At 46.5% G+C, this 21388-nt stretch carries 15 protein-coding genes and 1 tRNA gene; 6 read left to right on the top strand and 10 right to left on the bottom strand.

The features are described from left to right. Position 1: 1 nt before the first annotated feature. The 5 genes from HHL16_RS04560 to HHL16_RS04540 all read right to left on the bottom strand — a co-directional run bounded on the left by HHL16_RS04560 (position 2) and on the right by HHL16_RS04540 (position 7790). Complete coding sequence (locus tag HHL16_RS04560; RefSeq protein WP_169423951.1) at positions 2–829, bottom strand: LamG domain-containing protein; 828 nt, start codon at positions 827–829, stop codon at positions 2–4. Positions 830–875: 46 nt separating this feature from the next. Beyond that, a complete protein-coding gene (locus HHL16_RS04555) occupies positions 876–2405 on the bottom strand; it encodes a RagB/SusD family nutrient uptake outer membrane protein (protein WP_169423950.1) in 1530 nt (509 codons plus the stop codon). Positions 2406–2416: 11 nt separating this feature from the next. Continuing rightward, positions 2417–5746 carry a TonB-dependent receptor gene (locus tag HHL16_RS04550; RefSeq protein WP_169423949.1) on the bottom strand — a complete coding sequence of 1110 codons (3330 nt, stop codon included), beginning with the start codon at positions 5744–5746 and terminating at the stop codon, positions 2417–2419. Positions 5747–5996: 250 nt separating this feature from the next. Then, a complete protein-coding gene (locus tag HHL16_RS04545) occupies positions 5997–7142 on the bottom strand; it encodes a FecR family protein (protein WP_169423948.1) in 1146 nt (381 codons plus the stop codon). Between the two features lie 72 nt (positions 7143–7214). Further along, positions 7215–7790: an RNA polymerase sigma-70 factor gene (locus HHL16_RS04540; RefSeq protein ID WP_169423947.1), complete on the bottom strand. Its 576-nt coding sequence runs from the start codon at positions 7788–7790 to the stop codon at positions 7215–7217. 158 nt (positions 7791–7948) lie between these two features. Between HHL16_RS04540 and HHL16_RS04535 the strand changes: the two genes are divergently transcribed. The 6 genes from HHL16_RS04535 to HHL16_RS04510 all read left to right on the top strand — a co-directional run bounded on the left by HHL16_RS04535 (position 7949) and on the right by HHL16_RS04510 (position 13225). Beyond that, positions 7949–8025 (top strand) — tRNA-Ile (locus HHL16_RS04535). Between the two features lie 296 nt (positions 8026–8321). Continuing rightward, complete coding sequence (locus HHL16_RS04530; RefSeq protein ID WP_169423946.1) at positions 8322–9068, top strand: outer membrane beta-barrel protein; 747 nt, start codon at positions 8322–8324, stop codon at positions 9066–9068. A gap of 96 nt (positions 9069–9164) precedes the next feature. Continuing rightward, the gene (gene hflX, locus HHL16_RS04525; protein ID WP_206022249.1) at positions 9165–10355 is read left to right on the top strand and encodes a GTPase HflX; all 1191 of its coding nucleotides are present in this window, start codon (positions 9165–9167) and stop codon (positions 10353–10355) included. Further along, complete coding sequence (locus tag HHL16_RS04520) at positions 10355–10711, top strand: Rieske 2Fe-2S domain-containing protein (RefSeq protein ID WP_169423944.1); 357 nt, start codon at positions 10355–10357, stop codon at positions 10709–10711. Before hflX ends, HHL16_RS04520 begins: the two co-directional genes overlap by 1 nt. A gap of 87 nt (positions 10712–10798) precedes the next feature. After that, positions 10799–12052, top strand: coding sequence for a YaiO family outer membrane beta-barrel protein (locus tag HHL16_RS04515; RefSeq protein ID WP_169423943.1), 1254 nt, complete (start codon positions 10799–10801; stop codon positions 12050–12052). A 12-nt stretch (positions 12053–12064) separates the two neighbouring features. Next, positions 12065–13225, top strand: a complete 1161-nt coding sequence (locus HHL16_RS04510) for a hypothetical protein (protein WP_346766823.1) — start codon at positions 12065–12067, stop codon at positions 13223–13225. 2 nt (positions 13226–13227) lie between these two features. On the opposite strand, the gene HHL16_RS04505 is transcribed toward HHL16_RS04510, so the two are convergent. From HHL16_RS04505 to HHL16_RS04485, 5 genes are all read right to left on the bottom strand, one after another. Continuing rightward, positions 13228–15279, bottom strand: a complete 2052-nt coding sequence (locus HHL16_RS04505) for an LTA synthase family protein (RefSeq protein ID WP_169423942.1) — start codon at positions 15277–15279, stop codon at positions 13228–13230. Between the two features lie 16 nt (positions 15280–15295). After that, complete coding sequence (locus tag HHL16_RS04500) at positions 15296–16726, bottom strand: glycosyltransferase (RefSeq protein ID WP_169423941.1); 1431 nt, start codon at positions 16724–16726, stop codon at positions 15296–15298. Continuing rightward, the gene (locus tag HHL16_RS04495) at positions 16723–17730 is read right to left on the bottom strand and encodes a HEAT repeat domain-containing protein (RefSeq protein WP_169423940.1); all 1008 of its coding nucleotides are present in this window, start codon (positions 17728–17730) and stop codon (positions 16723–16725) included. Before HHL16_RS04495 ends, HHL16_RS04500 begins: the two co-directional genes overlap by 4 nt. Before the next feature lie 166 nt (positions 17731–17896). Beyond that, positions 17897–18265 (bottom strand): response regulator, encoded by a 369-nt coding sequence (locus HHL16_RS04490; protein ID WP_169423939.1) that lies wholly within the window; start codon positions 18263–18265, stop codon positions 17897–17899. Positions 18266–18294: 29 nt separating this feature from the next. After that, on the bottom strand, positions 18295–21279 hold the full coding sequence (locus HHL16_RS04485) for a PAS domain S-box protein (protein ID WP_169423938.1): 2985 nt from the start codon (positions 21277–21279) through the stop codon (positions 18295–18297). Between the last annotated feature and the right edge of the window lie 109 nt (positions 21280–21388).

Here is a 21388-nt window from a genome sequence, read left to right as displayed (position 1 = left end):
CTTATTGTTTGTTGTTGTACAATGCTGCGATCTCTGCAGCTGACAGCACTTTATTGTAAATCCTGAACTGATCGAGTGATCCTGTATAGTTGGTCTGCCAGCTATCATAGGGTTTATTCAGCGCCAGAGAGGCAGGCCCCCCGATAATGAATCCGGATACTTTATCGAAACTCAGTTTGCCTCTGGGTGCGCCTCCTTTCTTCACATCAGTGAGGCCCGGTGGCAATCCGGTGAGGGCAACACCATCTACGAAGGTGCCCAGCTTTGAAGTGGCTTCATCGTAAGTAAAAGCCAGATGGTGCCATTGATCGTTCAGGATGTTCTTCAGCCGTTGATCGCCTCCAAACACAAACCACTGATCCTGTAAAAAGAATTTACCGGTCATTAGTTCAGGTGTACTCTGTCCTTTGTTTTCAACCAGAAAGAATACTTCACTTCTCAGATCTTCGTTGGCTGTGGTAGGAAGTGCAAATATGAATTCTGCCCCGTTATCATGTGGTGTTTGTTTCATCCAGAATGCAATGGTAAAGCTGGTTGCATTAGCAAAATCATTGGCAGAGGGGTAGTTGATGTACGCATTGGAAGCTCCCTTGTAAGCCTTGCCCAGTACGCCATCCACATAAGTAGCATTCACTGCGGTCCCGAAATTGGCTTTGATGCTGTCCACTTCGGTTTTGTCGAATGCAGTATAGAATTTGAGTATGCCTCCGGGGTTATCGGGGTCATTTTTGAAATCGTGCATACCCGGCCTGTCGAGTTTCTGACAGGATGATCCTGCAGTAAACGCCAGCAGGAAAAATATATAGCTAAGCAATTGATTCAATTTCATAGACAATTTTTTCAGATGAAAAATTGATTGCGCATTTTCGGTTCCGTTATTGATAATCCGGATTCTGTACCAGCTTGCCTCCAGATTTATCGATGGCACTTTGCGGAATCGGATAGAGTTTGTTCCTGGCCTTGTATCCCAATGGTCCCAATACTTCCAGTGCTTTTCCCCAGCGAACCAGATCGTAGAATCTCTCGTTCTCCATAGCCAGCTCTATTCTTCTTTCTTTTCTGATAGCATCGCGCAGTTGATTCTGATCCGTAATGGTGATTTTAGGAAGAAGCGCTGCATTGTTCTTTCTCGCGCGTGCGCGTATCTGTTCGAGATAATTGAGTGCTTTAGTGGTATTGGCCGGACCACCTACTTCATTGGCAGCTTCAGCCGCCATCAGCAATACATCTGCATAACGGAGTATGCCGATATTGAGCCACCTGCTGAAATGCGGATCGTCTTTTGTAATGGTTATTTTCGCTCGGCGGGCAGGGTCGGTGTATACTTTTTTATTCCAGTAAGGCTGCGCCAGCGGAGGCATCGGAGGCAATGTTCTGCCATAACCTCCGGTAGATGATCCGCCATCAGACAGTCCGGAATACAGGAAGGTGGCGTCTTTCCGGGGATCACCTGCTTCGTAACTATCGAGCAGATCTTTGGTAGGAACATTAAAGCCCCATCCCAAATCCCAGTCTCCCGAACCACGAACTCCCTGCACCTGATTATGATTGTTGCCAAGATTTACAGAACCAGTAGCGTTCACATACATCTGAATTTCAAACAACGATTCTTCAGAGTTCTCTCCATCTTCCTTGAAGAGTTTGTAGTACTCTTCTATCAGTTTGTATTTGTTGGAACTGATCACAGACTCGGCCATCACCAAAGCATCTCCCCAGCGCTGGCGATAGAGCATTGTTTTTGCTTTCAGACCAATGGCAGCTCCTCTTGTTGCTCTTCCGATAAATTGCGCAGGCCATTCCGGAGGAAGCGTAGACAGTGCGAAGTCGAGATCTTTATCGATGAGGTTGTAGATCTCAGCCGCAGGCGATTTGGCAATATTGGCATCTTCGGGTCTGTTCACTTTGAAATCGATCTTTGGCACGTCACCGAAATCGCGCACCAGATCGAAATAGGTCAATGCACGAATAAAGGCAGCTTCTCCACGATTGGTCTGGCTTGCAGGATCGGTGAGCTTGAGAGAATCCACATCATGGATCACGGCATTGCAGAGGATAATTACATAATAATGATCATCCCAGTAAACTGCAGCCTGGCCCTGTGCAGCATCGTATTGAAAATTATCGAAGATGGTAGTGATGAAAGATGCATCACCGGTGGTGCTTCCTTTGAGTGCATCATCGGACCGGATGTTCTTAAAGCCGAGTGTAGGAAATCCGCTCATCCCATCTTTGCGAAGCTCGCCGTACAACGAAAACACTTTTCCTTCGAGACCGCCCTGTACGATATCGTCCTCAGTGCCTACGCCCAGTGGTTTTCTGTCGAGGAATTTCTTGCAGCCTGTTGCTCCGGCAAGCAGCAGCATAATCGGCAACAGCACTGCGATCCATTTATTGTTGAGTGTCATGATAATTAGTTTTAGAATGTTGCATTGAAGCCGAATGAGAAAATGGCGGGAAGCGGATACGATCCTCTGTCTACCCCGAACTCGATGGCCGATCCTCCAAACTCAGGAGAGAAGCCAGAACTTTTTTTGAAAGTTTTCAGGTTCTGTGCATTCACGTAAACCCTGAGCGATTTCACTATGGCGCTCTTCCCGTTTCTTTTTACCGGTACATTGTATCCGATATTCACATTGCGGATTCGGAGATAACTTCCATCTTCGATCATATAAGTGGAGTTCTGTTTGTTGATCACTCTGTTATCGTTTACCTGTGGTTCCCAATTGGAGGTACCGGGGCCATTCCATCGATTCAGTCTGTCTTCACGATAATTGAACACAGCATAGGTGTTTCCATTTCCCCAGCTGCGGAAGATCTCATTGCCATACACACCCTGAACGTCTATGCCCACATCAAATCCTTTGTAATCGGCAGACAGAGAGAAGCCGTAAATGAAGTCGGGAGTGGGATTGCCGATCATTACGCGGTCGTTGTCGTCGATCTTTCCATCCGGCCCGGTAAGTTTGCCATCAGGGCCTTTGGGCCCTGCGATATCTCTGTATTTGAGATCACCGGGTCCATACTCACCCAGAAAACTTGCATTCGGAGAAGACATCTTATCTGCATAGGATTGATACACGCCTTCCACCTCATATCCAAAGAAATAACCAATAGGCATACCTGCAGTTACTTTACTGCTGTTGGTGATGATCTCGAAGCCTTGCTGGTAGATCTTCAGTACTCTGTTGTTGAGCGTGGTGATATTTCCACTGATCGAATAACCAATACCACCGGGTGTTCTATCGATCCATGTCGCACTTGCTTCTATTCCTTTATTTCTGATCTCACCCGCATTGGTGATACCGGGCTTGGTTCCGCTGATGCCGGGATAATTGGTGAGCACGTTCTTGGAAGTTTTGTTGTAGTACACAGCTTCCACACGAAGTCTGTTTTTCAGGGTTGCGATTTCAAATCCACCTTCGATGGAATTAACGGACTCCCATTTTAGATCACGGTCGGCGATATAACTTGGAGTAAGTGCAGCCACCACATTATCGCCGAATACAGCGCTGGATCCGCTGATCAGCTGCGGATAGAATGGATAATGAATCTCAGTGAACTGATTTCCCAGAATACCCCATGACCCTTTCAGTTTTACGTGATCGAATATAGTTTGGCGCGACATGAATTTTTCTCTCGTCATATCCCACGCAACGCCGAATGCAACGAAATTCTGCGACCGGTTGGTAGAAGCCATTTCAGACGAACCATCTCTTCTGAAACTTGCATTGAAGATGTATTTGCCATCGTAGTTGTACAGCAATCTGAACAATCCGGAAACGGTAGCCGTTTCCCATTGCAGTGGTTTAGGATTGTCGAAGAGATCGTTCCCTTCACTGATTCCTGAAATTTTTGAATCGGGATCGCCGAAGAAATTATCGAGGTACCAGAATCTTTTATCTCTTGGAATAGGCGTTCCATTTGGCTTCTGGGATACAGAACCATTGGTTTCCTGATAACTGCTGAAATACGTAGTGAAACCTCCCATTGCAGTGAGGTTATGATTGCCGAATTTTTTCTTGTAACTCAGCAGGTACTCCTGTTGAAATTTGGAGAAAGTATTTTCTTTCTGAAACACTCTCGTGGTCTGGTATTGATTCTGGAACGATTCCTTATCCAGATCTGCCGAGTACACTTTGATCTGCGGCGTGTACCTGCGCTGGTTATTGAAACCAAGATCCATGTAGTAAGTGGCTTTGAAATTGAAATCGCGCAGGAAATTGATATCGGCATTCACGCTTCCGATCACGCGGTATTCCCGTTGCAGATCGGTATTTCTTTTTTCATCCACCAGCATCAATGGATTGGCTACCTGCGGACCACCGATTTCGTCCGGCAGCCTGTTGTACATTTTTCTTTCGGCATTGTACGGCGTAACAATTGGCGTAGCATTGATGGCGCTGATAAAGTCGCTAGTAGCGGGAGGTGTAGCACGATAACCATTCAGGTTGAAACCGAGTTTGATGCCTTTCGACACACGCACTTCATCATTAACCGTGAGCAGAATTTTATCGAGGTTTTCGTGTTTTATCAGTCCCTGTTCTTTGATGTAACCAACGCCGAAGTAGAACTTGTTCTTTTCGGTTCCCATCGACATGCTCACGTTGTTGTTCCACATAATGGCATTCTTGTTGGCGATCAGGTCTTGCCAGTTTGCATTGCCATTATAGCGATCATAAAATCCAAAAGGTACATTACCCTGGTTTCGGCGCTGTTCGTCGTAGAGCGTTTTGAATCCGGCGGCATCGGTCATTTTAACCTTGTCTGTTATTTTTTTGATGCCGATACTTGAGTTGAGGTTAACGGTGAGTTGCCCGGTTCTTCCTTTCTTGGTGGTAACGATAATTACACCGTTTGCACCGCGAACACCGAAGATGGCCAGTGATGAAGGGTCTTTCAGGATCTCCACCGATTCGATATCTGCCGGATTAACGAAGTTGATGTTGTCGTTGAAGAGACCATCAACCACGTAGAGCGGTTTGGTTTGTGTTCGGCTCACGGTTCCGCGTATGCGAATATCTGGTTCCTGTCCGGGCAATCCGGTATTTACAATAGACACACCCGCTACTTTCCCCTGCAATGATGCGATTGGGTTGGTATTGGGCTTATCCGCCACTTCTTTCCCGCTCACTTTTGCGATGGACCCGGCGAGGTCTCTTTTCTGGGCAGTACCATATCCGATCACCACTACCTGTTCGAGTTGGGTGTTGGAGGCACGAAGCACAATATTGATCTCGGTTCTTCCATTCACCGTTACTTCCTGCGTGAGATAACTTACAGAAGATATCACCAGTACGGCATTGTCGGGAACGGTGAGACTGTATCGTCCCTCTGCATCCGTGGAAGTTCCTGCGTTGGAGCCTTTCACACGAATGGACACGGAAGCAAGCGGCTCGCCCGCTTCATTGGTGATACGTCCCGAAACCGTTGCCTGCTGAATAATGGTATTCTCTTTTTTCAGCACTACCAGATTATTGTTGAGCACTTCGTAAGAGAGGAGGGTGTTAACCAGTAGTCTATTCACTACGGAGAGCACATCTTCATCTTTGGCAGTGATGGTTACTTTAGGTTGTGAAGCAAGGAGTCCTGAACTGTACAGGAATCGGAAGCTGGTCTTTTTTTCGATGGCTGCCAGCACTTTTTTGATATCGGAAGATTGTATGTTGAGCGTCACCTTCGACTGCGAGTGAACATTCGCCGATACATGAAGACAGCCAATTAATATGATGGCAAACGTCAATTTCATGATAAGGACAAGCTGAGTTATGATAGGCCGCCCCGGAAAATCGGGGCAAATCCTGTATTTTTTCATACTTTAAGCATTGAAAAGGGTTTACAATTGGTAAAATCAGCAACCTGGCAAGGGGGGCCTTTTACCGATACTCTTATTCGGGCGGGGAATGTTGGCGCATTTCCCGCTTTCATTATGTGATGATGTAATCAGGAGCTGTTTGCAGTTGGCATGGCGAGTTTTGTTTTCGTGATCAATGGGTGTTCTATTGAATAGAAATGATAACCGTTTTATTGTTGTTGCTGAATGCGTAATTGAACTTCAGTTTGTCCGACGAAGAAGTGAGCTTCAGGGCATGCAGCGCCTGAGGCAATGTTTCGGTTTCGAATGATCCGGTGAATAGGATTGCTTCGAGTCTGGGATCAGTGAATACGATTGTAACACCATACCATCTTTCCATTCTCTTTGCCAGTTCGGCGAATGTTTCCTCAGCAAAAACCAGTTTGTTCTGCACCCAGGCTGTTTCTACCACGGCGCTGTCGGTTTCGCTGATGGTAAGATTTCTGATAGTGACCAGCGCAGGGGATGATGTTCTGCTCCCGGAATCTGAACCTGTTCCTTTAGCATGTGTGCTATCTCCACTCACTATTATCTTCTCGTTTGGCTTGAGAATGATTTTCTCAGCAGGTCTGTTTCTGATCAACACCTCGATGCTTCCCTTTACCAGCGCAGCTTCCGTTGTTTTTTCGTTGGGATATGCTTTTACATTGAACGTTGTTCCCAGCACTCGCACATCGAGGCGTGAAGTGTGTATCACAAATGGTTGTTCTGCATTTTTCACCACATCGAAGTAGGCTTCGCCGGTCAATGTGAGTTCACGATGATGCACACCGAATGATTTATTGTAGTTCAGTCTGCTTCCGCCATTCAGCCAAACCTTGCTGCCATCGGGGAGTGAAACCATAGTTCGGGAGCCATTGCGGGTAACGATCTCACTGTTTGCATCTGTTTTCGCAAGCTGCGTGCCTTTGGTAGTGGAAGCTGGCTGCAAATAATACCAGATGAGCGAAGCTGCTGCCAATAGCGTCGCAGCAACGGCAATTTTAGTCCACAGTTTTCGACGTCTGGGATACTTTTCGATGCTGAAAGTGGCAGACTCTTCTGCTGTTTCATCGGGCGTTGCAAAGCTGATGCCCTGCTTCTTCATTCTTTCGAGGTGCCGGTGAAAAGCGAGTTCGGTTTTGTGGAGGTCTTTGGCTTCGTCCTGTTGCCAGAGTTCAGTGATGGCCTGCAAGGGGAAATGCAGGTCCGGGTTATCTTTCAGTAACCGGGCAAGCTCCTGCAGTTCGGCATCGGAGGCTTCGCCGGCGAGCTTTCTGGCTATGAGTTCCCAAATACGATCGGCAGACATAATTAATATTGTATAAGGAAGGATCCCAAAACGGAGCCGATCTACCAAAGGCGTTCGAAAAAAATTTTCAGATCAGAGACTGAGTATTTTCCGGAGGTTCACGTTGATGGCCTTGCCAATCTTTTTCAGTGCGATGGCCAGCTGATTGTCGATGGTTTTGATGGAGATGTTGAGAATTTCGGCTACTTCCTTATAGCGGAGTCCGTCTTCGCGGATCAGTTTGTACACCATTTTGCAGCGGGGAGGCAGGTGATCTATGGCTTCTTTCACTTTTTTGGTCATTTCGGCGCTGAGCAGAATTTTTTCCGGGTCCTGGTGCGGGCTTTCGAGCTCAACCTTCAGATCGTCCAGCGAAATGGATGCCTGTTTCTGATGGCGCATGAGATATTTGAGTGCTGTATTGCGGGTACTCACGTAAAGGTATACGGCAAGATTATCGATGTTCTGCAATTGGGCTCTCCGCTCCCAGATGCGGATAAACACGTCAGACACAATTTCCTCAGCCATTTCGGGTGAGCGAACAAATGATTGTGCAAACTGAAGTAATGGGGGATGGAAAAGATAAAAAAGTTCCCTGTATGCCAGCGGATCATCATAAACAGCAATGCGTCTTTGCAGTTCTTTGGTATGGTTGGAACGCGTATCCACTGGGTTACCAGGCGCTAAAACAGTTTAATAGTAGTGATCACACACAATTTACCGGAAAAATTCAGAAAGATAATTTTCAGGTTGAAGGCTATTTGTTTTAATTTTGCCCCTCTCTAAAAGTGAAAGCTAACAATCAAGATATTCTCCGTGAGGAGATCGGACCCTTAGCTCAGACGGTTAGAGCATCTGACTCATAATCAGAGGGTCGTTGGTTCAAATCCGACAGGGTCCACCAGACTAAACCCGCCTTCATGGCGGGTTTTTTATTTTATGCTTCTTCAACATCGTGCCTGTTACTTGTTTGGGTCACTATTTTGGTCACTAAGTTTGACAGCCCCTGCCATCACTCCTTATATAATGGTATAGGTATTTGCTGTTTTTCCCCGACTTTATCGACCAGTTCTTTTTCAGGATCGACCAATCTTCCTTTCCAATAAAATCCCGTGAAACCGTATAAATTGTTGTTTCTTTGCCAACCTTAACATTTCATTTAACCCGGGAAAGATACTTTTGATCAATCATTTAACTGGTATGAAAAAAATTCTGTTTCTGTTTCTCACTGTAGCCTGTGTAACGGCTGTTAATGCCCAGGACTCTACCTCAACTGCCACTAAGAAGAAAAAAGACTGGAGCAAAGTCACCCTCGGGAACCGCGCCAATGATCACCTGATGATCCAACTCGGTTATAATGGATGGGCTTCAGCACCAGATACCATCAATACAAAAGGAATTCCCAGAAGCCTGAACGTATACTTTATGTTCGACTTCCCTTTCAAGTCTGATCCCCGCTTCAGCATCGGTATCGGTGCAGGTTTCGGCACAGACAATATGTATTTCGATAAAACAGATATCGACATCACCGGAAAACGTTCTAACAAACTCACGTTCAAAAACGTAGCAGATACCAACCATTTTAAGAAATACAAACTGGCTACCACTTACCTGGAAGCTCCTGTGGAACTGCGTTTTGCCTCAAACCCAACCAATACCAACAAAAGCTGGAAATTTGCGGTGGGTGGTAAGATCGGAACCCTCATGAGTGCTTCCGTAAAAGGAAAAACGCTTCAGAACAAGAACGGCAATACCATCAATGCCTACACCAGCAAGGAAAAAGCGAAACGTTTCTTTGAGAGCACCCGTATCAGCCTTACCGGCAGAATCAGCTATGGCGTATTCGGACTGTATGGTTCTTACCAGATGAACAACTTCATCAAAGACGGTATGGGGCCAGACGGTATCCGTCCGTTCCAGATCGGTATTTCCATCAGTGGATTGTAAGCGATCCCTCAAAATATTCAGCGGGCGGCCTCATCAGGGCCGCCCGTTTTGTTTTGGCGCTGTTTAATGATTTACCTTTGCTGCAAAACAGCATCATTGTTAGATAAGAAGAATAACATTCAGAACGAAGAGAAAGCAGTACTGGTGGGTCTGGTTCACAAAGACCAGACAGAAGCACAGGTAAAAGAATATCTCGCAGAACTGGCGTTTCTGGCAGAAACCGCCGGAGCCAAGGCCGTCAGGCATTTTATTCAGAAACTGGCGCATCCCGACAGCCGCACTTTTGTAGGTAAAGGGAAGCTGGAGCAGATTTTTGAATATATCCAGGGCAAGGATATCAACCTCGTAATTTTCGATGATGAGCTCAGTGGCTCACAGATCCAGAATATTGAAAAAGTACTCAATGTAAAGGTGATCGACCGGTCCGACCTGATCCTCGACATCTTTGCCAGCCGCGCTAAAACCGCCCAGGCCAAAACACAGGTGGAACTGGCGCAGTACCAATACCTTCTTCCCCGATTGAAAGGGATGTGGAAACACCTTGAACGTCTTGGGGGCGGTATCGGAACCAGAGGTCCGGGTGAAACGGAGATCGAGACCGACCGTCGTATCATCAAAGACAAGATCGCATTGCTTCGCAGAAAACTGGCCGAGATCGACAAGATCGCCGCAGTTCAGCGCAAAGACCGCGGCGAGTTCATCCGTGTTGCCCTCGTAGGTTATACCAACGTAGGCAAGAGCACTATCATGACCCTCATCAGTAAAAGCGAAGTATTTGCCGAAAACAAATTATTCGCTACACTCGATACCACCACCCGCAAAGTGGTGTTTGAGAATACGCCCTTTCTGCTCAGCGATACCGTAGGTTTCATCCGCAAGCTTCCTCACCATCTCGTGGAAAGCTTCAAGAGCACACTCGATGAGGTGCGCGAAGCAGATATTCTGCTGCATGTGGTAGACACTTCCCATCCGCAGTACGAAGATCAGCTCGGCGTAGTGAACAGCACCCTGCAGGAGCTGAAAGTTTTCGACAAGCCGATGATCACCATCTTCAACAAGATGGATATGTACGAGAAGAATACTTTCGATCCCTGGCTCGAAGAAGAAGTGAAAGTGGAGATCCTCAACGAACTCAAAGAAAGATGGGAGAACGAACTGCAGGGCAACTGCGTATTCATCTCTGCCATCGAAAGAACGAATATCGATACGCTTCGCACTACCATTCTCGAAAAAGTGCGTGATATGTACAAGATCCGCTATCCCTACAAAACATCTTTCTACTACTGATGTCTGAGAAGAAATACAAATGGCATCAGATAGCTGTAAGTGAGGCAGAGCTTGCCTTTGCTGGCAATGGCGTAGCCGTGGTGGAAGTGAAGGGAAAGAAGATCTGCATTGCGAAACACCAGGAAGAATGGTATGGGTTTGCGTTTAAATGTCCGCATGCGGGAGGTATTATGGCCGATGGCTATATCGACGCCGTCGGCAATGTGGTGTGCCCACTTCATCGTTACAAGTTCAGTCTGAAGAATGGCCGCAATACCAGCGGGGAAGGATACTATCTCAAAACCTATCCTGTAAATATCAGCGAAGAAGGGATCTTTCTCGGCATCGAGGAAAGCGGACTTTTCGGCTGGCTCTGATTTTGCTGCACAGAATTCATGGGGCATCTGCCCATTATTTGGTCATAATAGATTAATTTACTCTGTATATTTTAACGGATATTTCCGATGATCCTGAAAAAACTATTCGTACCGGCTTTCCTCACGGCCATCACTATCCTGTATGCCCATACGTTGACAGCTCAGGAGAAATTATCTTCCGATGAGTTGTTCGTACAGGCGCGCGAGGCTGCATTCAAGCAGAAAGATTATCCCAGGGCAATCGCCATCTGCCGTCAGGCATTGAGCATCAGTCCGGGTTATACTGATATCCGCGTGTTCCTCGGAAGGCTGTATTTCTGGAATGATCAGACAGACAGTTCGCGCCTCACGCTCGATCGCGCACTGAAAGAAAATCCCGGCCATGAAGATGCAGCGCTTGCTGCAGCCAGCATCGCCTACTTCACCGACCGGTACAAAGAGGCGCTGGATTATTGCGAAACCGGCCTGCAGCATCATCCCAAATCGCCAGACCTGTTGTTGCAGAAAGCGAAGATCCTTACAGCCACCCGCGAATACAAATACGCAGCAAAGATCACCGATACACTGATCGGCATAGATCCAAAGAATACAGACGCACGCGCTCTCGCAGCCCGTATCAGAGATTTCAGCTCCACCAATCGAATCGGTATTTCCTACGACTATACTCATTTCGGTAAACAATTCGATGATCCCTGGCATCTCGTAAGTCTCGATTACGGCAGAAGCACCAAATACGGATCAGTGATCGGAAGAGTCAACTACACCAATCGTTTCAAAACAAACGGTGTTCAGTTTGAAGTGGACGCCTATCCAAGCATCGCTAAAAATTTCTACGCATACATGAATTTCGGCTACTCGCCCGATGAATCTGTTTTTCCGAAATACCGTGGCGGATTCTCTCTCTACGCCAATCTTCCCAAAGGATTTGAAGCAGATGCCGGGTTTCGCTATCTCAACTTCGGAAGCGACACATGGATCTACACCGGCTCAATAGGAAAATACTACAAGAGCTTCTGGTTTAACCTCCGCGCATATGTTACGCCTAATCACGATCGCATTTCACATTCCTACGCATTCACTACCCGCTACTATCTCGGAGGCGCAGATGATTTTGCACATATCTCCATCGGCACAGGTATTTCACCGGACGACAGAGCGCAGGCCATCCAGCTCAACAGCAATTACAAACTGCTCACGCATAAAATTTCCGGCGGCTATCGCTTCACACATAAAAAGCTGAACGTATTTCTCGTGAACCTCGGATATGCACGCGTGGAGTATCTTCCTGAAACAAAAGACAATCAGATAACAGCCGGAATCGGCTACCAGCGCAGATTCTAAACAATTCGCCCCGTGAAGAAAAGAACCAGGAACATATTGATCATTGCAGGAATGATTTTGCTGATTCCCGTTTGGATGTGGACCGCCTGGCTGATCACACCTAAGAAAAAACTGGTGGTTGCCATTGTAGATAAAACGGAAATCAGCCGACAGGGTCAGGAACACGTATCGCTTACATGGGTGCTCAATCAGGAGCGATACACCAAAACAAGCAGCAAGCCGTATCATGTATCCCAGGATTATTTTGGATTTTTTCCGCAACAAGGCGAGCAATTCCGTGTAAAAGGATTGGAAAGATTCACTCCCGCTCAACTCGATCAACTCAGCAACGACTGCAAAGCGGCCTACTACACAGACACCTACGGCGTATTCAGCAATGAATGGTTTTCACATAAGAATGTAACTGAACGATCAGGCCTCGTGTACGGAGGAATGAGCAAAGAAGACATTGCGCTTTTGCAGCTGATGAAAGACAAACACAAGACCATCATCACAGAATTCAATACCATCGGCTCTCCTACGGCTCCTGAAATAAGACAGCAGTTCGAGCAAATGTTCGGACTGAAGTGGACCGGATGGATCGGAAGATATTTCGAATCGCTGGATACAACCACCAACAAAGAGCTTCCGCAATGGCTGGTTGGCAACTATCTCAAACAACACAACAATCAGTGGAGCTTCAAAAATGGCGGTGTTGCGTTTGTGAATGACAAAGATGAAATTGAAATTCTCGAAGCAGGCACACATCTTAACGAAGCAGTGCCACATATCATCACAGGCATAAAAGGGCAAACGCTTTATCAGCTTCCATCCTCCATCAAATATTCATTCTGGTTCGATGTGGTGCAGCCAGACAGCAGCATCAATCAGGTGATCGCTCAGTTCAGGATCGATGCGAACGACGCAGGCATGAAACTACTGAAAGCAAGAAACATCCCCGCGATGTTCCCCGCAGTGACGCAACATACCGGCAAGGATTACAAATTCTATTATTTCTCCGCAGACTTCTGCGACAACCCGGTAGGAATGGGGAGTTCTTATTTCAGGGGAATATCTTTCTTCAAATTTCTATTCTACGATTCCAGTAATCCGATGGAGCGGAAAAGCTTCTTCTGGAATTACTACCGCCCTTTGATGACAACCATTCTCGATGAGTTGTACCGCGAGCAATAACACTATGGTTTCCATGTTTTGAATAAGGTATCCGGAATCAGCTTCGCTCCCTGAATGAATCGTTGATTCTTTTGCTGAAATTTGCCGAATGCCCCGCGCATGCTTTCGATGATTGCAGGGTCAGTTATCCTGTCTTCATTGAGCGTGTTGTTGATTCTGAAAACATCTGAGCCGTTCAGATGAAAAGGCCCCATTACAAAATCAATGAGATCGGTTTTGGTTTGCATCAGCGGAATGGCGTGGATATTCCGGAAGCTTCGTGCGGTATCTAACCCGCTACCCATCCAGCTTTGAAGCGATGGCAACTTTAAAGCATAGCTGTTTTTGAGGTAAGCAAGCAGGGTTGGGCCGATATCGAAATGGGTGGAGAGCGATTGAAATTTCGCTGTTCGCTGCAACATAGGTGAGTACAGAATCAGCGGCACATGGTATCTGTCGATCTTGGTGCTCATCGGAATTTCGGGCATCCGGTGATCTCCAGTGATCAGGAAAATAGTGTTGCTGTAGCCGGGTTGTTCTTTTGCTTTTGCGAAGAATTGCTTCAATGCATCATCCGCGTATAAGATAGAGGCGAACTGCGCTTTATACTGGCGTCGTTCTGCTTTCTGATCGCCCGTCAGCTTCAGCTCATCCATTCTTTTTTCTACTGCCTGATTGTATTTTTCCTGCTCGTTGATTAAAAATGGACTGTGCGTAGCAACCGTCAGCAGCACCTGCAAGGTTGGTTGCGAAGTTGACTGCTGATCTGCGTATAAGAACCGGAACAGTTCTTTATCACCATACCCCCAGCTGAAACCGTTACTGGCAGGGAGTTGCGTATAGCCCGCAGGGAATGTGGATTTATCTCTGATTCTGTCGGCATTCTGATGCTTCAGAAAAATATCCATGTTGTCGAATGAAGCATCACCGCAATAATAGAACCCGGTATTGTATCCATTCTTTTTCAGCAGGCTCATGAGGCTGAGTTGCGGAGGCATCTTTTCTCCCAGTTCATTGAATCCATTTTTCCCAAAAGGAAGCGAGCCAAGCACTGTAGGCAATACAGCAAAGGTTCTTCCTCCTCCACTGAGAAAATTCTCCCAGTAAAGACTATGCTGCGATAATGAATCGATAAATGGCGTGAAGTTCCCAAGGTATGCACCCTGATTGGTGAATGCGCGACCAAGCCCCTCAACCAGCAGTATCACAATATTGGGAGGCGTGGCAGATTTATTCAGAAATGGAGAGAGCACATCTTCGGTGCTGTCTCCATGCAGGAACGGATAATCTTTTTCATCGGTATAGTTGAAACTGGCGATGGTTCCAGTTCCTGTGTTCTCGCCATAATCTCCGATGTAGGAATCTGCATAGATATCGGTTTCCAGTTCTTCGGGATAGAAATGGTTGTATGAAGCTCCGAGGAAATAATCGAGTTTATTGTAAGAAAGGTTATTGCTGTATTCGTTCTGAAATACGTGCGGAGTAAAGCCCGCAGAGAATGCAAACAATGAAGTGACCACTACCAGCAGAGTCAACATAAATGATGCAACTTTCCCTGGCCGGATCTTTTTCGTTAACCAGATCAGCGCTGTAATGATGGCTGCAATGGCAATCACCATCAGCAATAATGTGAGGAAGTTGAGTTTGCCGGATGCGCCAACAGTAAGCTTGATTTCTTTCCAGCTATATCCGTAGAGGTCGGCGCCAAGCGGAACCAGCGTGCTGTTGAAATATTGAATGAGTGCGAGATATCCGAGAGTAAACAATACGGCGAGTACAAGATAAGTGATCGCTGCGGCTCTTCGCGAAGCAAAACTTATTACCAGAAATAGCAGCAGCAACAGAAAGTTGAGCTTGCAGAAGAAAATGAAATCGGTGAGCAGCGCATTAAAAAGGAACAGTACCGGCTCTTCCGGAAACTGATGGGAAAATCCGTTCCAGAGCCATTCGAGTAATCGCAGCGCAACCAGCACAATCAGCCAGCCGAGAGCTAATGATGCAAATCTCCGCAAGATCACAGTGATCTTTTCCGAAGTGGTTCCTGTACCTGCACTGGTTGTATCAACAGTTTCCATGCCTGATCCGTTTGATTTATTTTTTAGGTGCCGCGCCTGCAAAGCCCTGTCTTGTCATTTCGCCCCAGGCTTTCTTTTTCCTCGCCAGATCGATATTTCCTCTGATGGCCGACCACACCACAAACGGATGGAAAAAGAAAGGCTCTGTGAGTGCAGTGAAGAACAGCCTCAACACTTCCGATCTTTTTTTATACTGGTTGTAAGTGAGTACTTCCATACAGATGGCAAATACGGAATAAGTGAATCCGAATGCCGCGATAAAGGCAAGGAGTGCGAAAAAGAAATTCCAGTCCACCAGTCCGAGAATTGCGAACAGCAGAAATACCAGCATCCCGAATGCTTCGATCAGCGGCGCAAGGAATTCGAAGAAGAACCAGTAAGGATAACTGATCAGTCCGAGAAGTCCGTATCGTGGATTGAAAAATAGTTTTCGGTGGAAGCTTAATGTCTCGATGGTGCCACGGGTCCAGCGGTTGCGCTGGCGGCCGAGGATCTTGAATGAGACGGGAGCTTCCGTCCAGCAAAGCGGATCGGGGATGTAAGTTACTTTGTAGGGGATCTTCTGTTCTTCCATGTACCGGCGCATGCGAACCACCAGCTCCATGTCTTCACCTACCGTATCATGATTGTAACCTCCGGCTTTGATCATGATCTCACGATCGAAAGCGCCGAAGGCGCCGGAAATCAGCAGCAGTCCATTCAACCGGCTCCATGCCATGCGGCCAAGCAGGAAGGCCCGGATGTATTCGAGCGTTTGCACGCGGGGCAGGTATTGTTGAGGAAGATGCACTTTAACCAGTCTTCCTTCTTCTATTTCGCAGGAGTTGGCAATGCGCACCACACCACCAGAAGCGATCACTCTTTTGTTGGTGGATTCGAGAAACGGTTTGATCATTTTCAGCAGTGCATCTTCTTCCAGAATGCAATCTACATCGATGCAAACCACATAAGGTTTGGTGCAGAGATTAACGCCAACGTTCAATGCATCTGCTTTTCCTCCGTTCACTTTATCGATCACAACGAGTTTGCTGAAAACCGGATTTTTACTTTTGTATACCCCACGCACGGGTTTGGTAGGGATCTGCTCATGGATATGTACCGGAACCTGTTCGAGCTGATATGCCTGGATCAGTTTATCGAGCGAATCATCTTTACTTCCATCATTCACAACTATCAGTTCCAGATTGGGATAGTACACACTCAACAGAGACCGAACATTTTCTACGATGGTTGCTCCTTCATTGTAAGCAGGAGCGATTATACTGATGCCCGGTGTTTCCGGAGAAACCGCCAGCAATGCGTAATCTGTGAAACTGTTTTTGTGGAGATACTTCCTCGTTTCTCCGATTGAGTATAATCCGATGAAAATATAGGATAGCAGCAGGATCACCGAGTAACCCAGTATCCCGTAGGTAAGAATATCAAATACAACCTGCTGCCAGCTCATGCCCTTATTTCGTTTTCAAGTTGTGCAAGAATAGTGTTCCATGATTGATCGTCGATCGCTTTCTGCTGCAATACCTCACTTGCGGCCGGTGTGCTTTGCAGCAGTGCGCGCGCAGCTTCCATCCTGATCTGCTGATCTGCATTTCCTGTTTCTTCCACCAGAAACGGTGCTACTTCTTCCGCTCCGATCTTGCCCAGCGTTTTCAATGCTTCCAGTTTATTGTCGTAGGTTTCTTCGGCATATTGATGAATGATGCGCTCCGCTGTGTCTTCTCTGTAAATATTTCCAAGTGTTCTGAATGCCTGCATTCTGATGGCCGGCTCTCTGCGATGCAGGCATTTCATCACCAGATCGTGTAGTTCATACCTTCTGAAACTCGATACCAGTTTCAATGCGAATATCACCACACTGGCATTTTGCGAGTGAAGCCATCTTTCAATTCCTTTGAAATCCGCTGCAGGCATAGATTGCAGCAGATAAAGCAGATTGATCTGCTGCCATTCCGTTAGTTGATAGGAGGCAGTATTCAAAAAGCGAAGTCCGATGAAACCAAGCAGCCTTACCACCCCGGCCTGTGCTTCCATACGCACATGCTCGTTGTGATGATCAGTAAGGCGATAGATGTTTTTCCAGTATTGCCTTTGCTGCATCAGCGACAATTCCTGAATGCCTTTGGCTTTTTTATGCCATTTGTAGCTGCTTAGTTTTTTCTCGGAATCGGTCTGTAACTGAAGGGAGGTATATAGCTGCCGGACTGTTTCAGCTGCTTGTCCGGATAAACTCTTTCTTGCCAGAATCAGTTCTTCAATGATCACCTTTCGGTTATAGGCATTATGACAGCGCTGCTGCAGTTCTTCAAATCCGGGGAGGCGCAGATTGGTTTCTTCCGTTTCCATGGAAGTTAAAATGCTCTGACTGATATAAGGATCGATCAGTTCTTTGATACGTAATTTCTGATTGCGGAACTTGTTTCTTCTTGCGCTGTAGTACAGACAATACAGCACAACAAGCCCGGCCACAATAATGCAGCAGGCGCCAGCGAAGTACAGTTGATCGGGCCGGATGAATCTGGCGAACAGGAAAATATCGGCAAATACGGTTTTAATAAGGATCTCGATTATGATAAATGATCAGCATTTCATGTGCTAATTCGTAATCGGCATAAGGCAGTTATTGCTGCACTTTACCGAAGAGTCTTTTCACGCGCAACGACAGTTCATTCGGACTGAAAGGTTTGTTGAGGAAGTCATCAGCTCCCAGTTTGAATGCTTTTACCACCACTTCTTCCTGCCCCATGGCAGAAAGGATGATCACAGGAATGGGCGATGCCAGTTCCTGCTTTACGGCACCTACCAGCTCAAGGCCGGAGGAGTAAGGCATCATAATATCCGTGATCAGGAGATCAGGCGTGTTCTCTCTGATCTGCTTGAGGGCTTCTCTTCCGTCGGAAACGGCGATTACATCGTATCCATCTTTTTTTAACCGAAGCTCTATCGTTTTCAACATGATGGGTTCGTCTTCTGCTACCAGGATCTTCATATCATCAATTTTCAAAAAAGTACAATGATTTATAAGGAGGCGGTTTCTTTCTCTATCGCCTCACGGATTTTCGGCATTACCTCTTTGATATAGGCAGTGCTGTTCTGTATCATAGGCAAAAGGGAGGCCAGTTCTACTCCCTGTTTTGCGTTGTTCTCAATGGTGTTCATAGCTGCGAGCATTCCCTTTACCTGAATTACGGCAAGGCTGCTCTTCAGTTTATGTGCCTGTTCATATACGGTTTTCCAGTCTTTTCTGATTGCGGCCTCTTCAAGATTTTCCAGTCCGGCCGGAACAGTGGTTTCAAAAAGCTCGTACACCATTACAATGCTTTCTGCGTCGCCCAACTGCATTAGCTCAGCGATATTGAATTCGGTGTATCCGGAATGCTGATTGTTTTCAATTGCATAATCGGTTTGCTGCTGATGGTTCAGCAGATATTTTTCCAGACAATTGAAAAGTTCCTGTTGCGAAATGGGCTTGGTGATGTATGCATCGGCGCCGGCATCCAGACATTTCTGCTGTTCGGATTTCTGGGCGGCGGCAGTGAGCATCACTACGGGCAGCGTAAGACCGAGGTCTTTGCGGATGCAGGTGGTGGCCTGCAATCCATCCATTACCGGCATGTGAAGATCCATGAACACCAAGTCGATATCACGGTGATTGCTGAGCCAGTCAACCGCCGCACTTCCATCTCCTACTATCGATACATGAATATTGTATTTCTGGAGATTGAGCTGCAATACGCGTTGGTTCACTTCATTGTCTTCTACGATCAGCACACGCTTGCCGCTGAAAGCATGCGTAAGGTCACTGGCCATCACATCGGGTCTGTAGGTTTGTTTCACCTGAGCTTCATCTGCAATTCCGTATGGGATGATCACATTGAAAGTGGTGCCTGCATTCGGTTGGCTGGTAACCGTGATATTGCCTTCCTGAATCTCTACCAGCTTTTTAGTGATGGCGAGACCGAGGCCCGTGCCTCCATATTTTCTCGTTGTATCAGACGCCGCCTGTGCAAAACTCTCGAAAATATAATTGAGTTGTTCGTCTTTGATGCCAATACCCGAATCGCTTATGCGAAGAAGCACCCAGGCTCTTTCATCATCCTGCTGGTGGAGACTCACTTCCATGGTAACGAATCCTTTTTCCGTGAACTTGAAAGCATTGCTGAGCAGGTTGTTCAGCACCTGATTCAAACGATACGGATCGCCGATGAGAAATCTCGGAACATCAGGATAAAGCGATACGGAGAAACCAATATTTTTTTCAGACGCTTTCAACTCAAAAGTTGCAATAAGCGGCTGAATGATCGTATCGATATCAAAAGCGATCTGCTCCATGGAAATCTTGCCAGCTTTGATCTTCGACAGATCGAGAATATCATTGATGAGCACCATGAGATTTTCGGAAGAGGCCCGGATGATTTCGAGATACTCTTTCTGATGATGCTGCAATGGCGTTTGAATCAACAGGTTACTCATTCCGATGATGCCGTTCATGGGAGTTCTGATCTCATGGCTCATGTTGGCGAGGAATTGCTCCTGCAGCATTTCTGCAGACTCGGCTGCTTTTCTGGCCTCGATAAGCGCTTCGCGATACCGCACCATTTCGGAGATGTCTTTCATGAAACCGCTGACACCGAAGATTTCATTGTATTTATCGAAGAGTGGAAACTTGATGGTGAGAAGATGATGAACGCCATCGTCCAGTTTCAGTACATCTTCGAGTTCTACTGGCCGGCCGGTGTGGATCACTTCGAGATCTGCTCCTTTGTAACGGTCCCCTGCTCCTGGGTTTTGGTGATTATCGATCTCTTCGAGCGTTTTTCCGATCACCTGCTCGTCGGTAACCTTGAATACTTCCTTGAACTGTTTGTTTACAAGCGTGTATCGCCCTTCGAGGTCTTTGATGTAGATAACGAGCGGCGTATTGTCGAGGATCGCCTGAATTCTGAATTGCTGTTCGTTCTTTTCTTCTTCGGCTTTGCGAAGCTTCTGTTCTACACGGGTTCTTTCGGTAACATCTTTCACAACACATTGGAATCCGCGGACCATATTGTTGTTCTCCAGCAGAATGGCATCCTGCTCCACCCATCTCATATCGCTGTTCTTATGGATGATGGGGAATACCAGCGAAGTTTGGCGGATGCGGTTCTTGAATTGATTGTAATATTTTTCTGCTACGATGGGTGTCCAGTCGGGCGGGATGAGGGTAGTGAAATGTTTTCCGGTAAGGTAGTCGGCTGTGTATCCGGTAAGTGTTTCAACCTGATTGCTGATAAAAGTGAAATTTCCGGATTGATCGGTGGTATAGGTGATCACTCCTGCATTCTCTACAAATTGACGATACCTAGTTTCGCTTTCCTTGAGTTGTGTTTCGGCTATTAGACGAAGCTTGATGTCGCGGATAAGGCGATAGGAGAGAATTCCGATGAACAGCATGATGAGCAAAGCTCCGATCAGACTGTTACTGAAAGATTTTTCAGCGATCTCTTTGTTATGGTTGATTCTGTCCTGCAATAATTTGTTCTCTACGATTTTCATTTCGCTGAGTACTGCAGTGAGGTTGTCGGTGATCTTTTTGCCGTGAAGGCTCGAAACGAGTGATCTTGCAGAATCGGGATTGTTGGTTTTGAGAACGATGAGCGTATTGTGGTGACTCATTTTTTCCTGAACGAGGGTGCGGATTCGATGGAGGCGGAGTGATTGTTCAGGATTATTTTGAACGAGATCTGAAGTATGATCGATAGTGCCAAGGATCTTACGATTGTTGGCAGGGATATCCCAAATGAAGATATTGTTGCCGGAGATGGTATAACCTCTGACAGCAGATTCCTCTGCGAGGACAGTATTGAAAATAAGATCCAGTTGCCGGATCACTTCATTGGTATGATTGATCCAGTACTGGGTTTGTTTGAAACGCTGACTGTCTTTCCAGGAAGTGACGAGGAAAAGCACTACCCCTGCCACTGCGAAAAGCAGCACAAATAATATTGGACGATACGTCTTCATGGGATATTTAATACTTGAATAGGGAGACTGGTATAAAGTCTTCAATACTAAATTAGTATAAAAAATTTCTCCATATTTATGACACAGAAAAATAATTCTGGAAAAAATT

The sequence above is a fragment of the Pseudoflavitalea sp. G-6-1-2 genome, from assembly GCF_012927185.1.
In the GTDB taxonomy this organism is placed as follows: Bacteria; Bacteroidota; Bacteroidia; order Chitinophagales; family Chitinophagaceae; genus Pseudobacter.
This window is presented reverse-complemented; position numbering and strand designations above follow the sequence as displayed.

What these genes read in the sequence shown, in the direction of transcription:
- HHL16_RS04560 (WP_169423951.1), bottom strand. Translation starts at nt 829, where the DNA reads ATGAAATTGAATCAATTGCTTAGCTATATATTTTTCCTGCTGGCGTTT.
- HHL16_RS04555 (WP_169423950.1), bottom strand. Translation starts at nt 2,405, where the DNA reads ATGACACTCAACAATAAATGGATCGCAGTGCTGTTGCCGATTATGCTG.
- HHL16_RS04550 (WP_169423949.1), bottom strand. Translation starts at nt 5,746, where the DNA reads ATGAAATTGACGTTTGCCATCATATTAATTGGCTGTCTTCATGTATCG.
- HHL16_RS04545 (WP_169423948.1), bottom strand. Translation starts at nt 7,142, where the DNA reads ATGTCTGCCGATCGTATTTGGGAACTCATAGCCAGAAAGCTCGCCGGC.
- HHL16_RS04530 (WP_169423946.1), top strand. Translation starts at nt 8,322, where the DNA reads ATGAAAAAAATTCTGTTTCTGTTTCTCACTGTAGCCTGTGTAACGGCT.
- HHL16_RS04520 (WP_169423944.1), top strand. Translation starts at nt 10,355, where the DNA reads ATGTCTGAGAAGAAATACAAATGGCATCAGATAGCTGTAAGTGAGGCA.
- HHL16_RS04515 (WP_169423943.1), top strand. Translation starts at nt 10,799, where the DNA reads ATGATCCTGAAAAAACTATTCGTACCGGCTTTCCTCACGGCCATCACT.
- HHL16_RS04505 (WP_169423942.1), bottom strand. Translation starts at nt 15,279, where the DNA reads ATGGAAACTGTTGATACAACCAGTGCAGGTACAGGAACCACTTCGGAA.
- HHL16_RS04500 (WP_169423941.1), bottom strand. Translation starts at nt 16,726, where the DNA reads ATGAGCTGGCAGCAGGTTGTATTTGATATTCTTACCTACGGGATACTG.
- HHL16_RS04490 (WP_169423939.1), bottom strand. Translation starts at nt 18,265, where the DNA reads ATGAAGATCCTGGTAGCAGAAGACGAACCCATCATGTTGAAAACGATA.
- HHL16_RS04485 (WP_169423938.1), bottom strand. Translation starts at nt 21,279, where the DNA reads ATGAAGACGTATCGTCCAATATTATTTGTGCTGCTTTTCGCAGTGGCA.